The following is a 517-nucleotide window of genomic DNA, read 5'->3' as shown; positions in this document are numbered from 1 at the left end:
GCGTCCAGTGACGCGTTGCAGGACGCGTACCTGCGGTTGCGTCGCACCACGCTGGGGCGGGCGCTGACGCCGGTGTGGTCGCAGATGGCACTGCACCGGCCGGCGGAGTTCAACAAGAGCCACATCCCGGCGTTCCTGGCCGGCGAGGAGGCCCGCGCCTACATCTGTGTGTACCCGTTCGTCCGCTCGTACGAGTGGTACCTGCTGCCCGACGCCGAGCGGCGCGAGATGCTGGCCGAGCACGGGAAGATGGCCCGCGGCTACCCGGACGTGCGGGCCAACACTGTCGCCTCGTTCGCGCTCGGTGACTACGAGTGGATGCTCGCCTTCGAGGCCGACGAACTGCACCGGATCGTCGACCTGATGCGGGACCTGCGCGCCTCCGGCGCCCGCCGGCACGTCCGCGAAGAGGTCCCGTTCTACACCGGCCGCCGCCGCTCGGTGGCCGAGATCGTCAACTGCCTGGTCTGACGCCCGCCGGCCGGCGCCGCACCCCCGCCCGGGTTCGGCGCCGGAC

General features: G+C 72.0%; 1 protein-coding gene. It reads left to right on the top strand.

Annotation, left to right across the window (positions count from 1 at the left end):
- The coding region (gene hemQ, locus KBX53_RS35450) for a hydrogen peroxide-dependent heme synthase (protein WP_210864084.1) at positions 1 to 471 on the top strand (471 nt) is incomplete at its 5' end.
- Between the last annotated feature and the right edge of the window lie 46 nt (positions 472 to 517).

Source organism: Micromonospora sp. M51, from assembly GCF_018070305.1.
Taxonomy (GTDB): domain Bacteria; phylum Actinomycetota; class Actinomycetes; order Mycobacteriales; family Micromonosporaceae; genus Micromonospora; species Micromonospora parva.
This window is presented reverse-complemented; position numbering and strand designations above follow the sequence as displayed.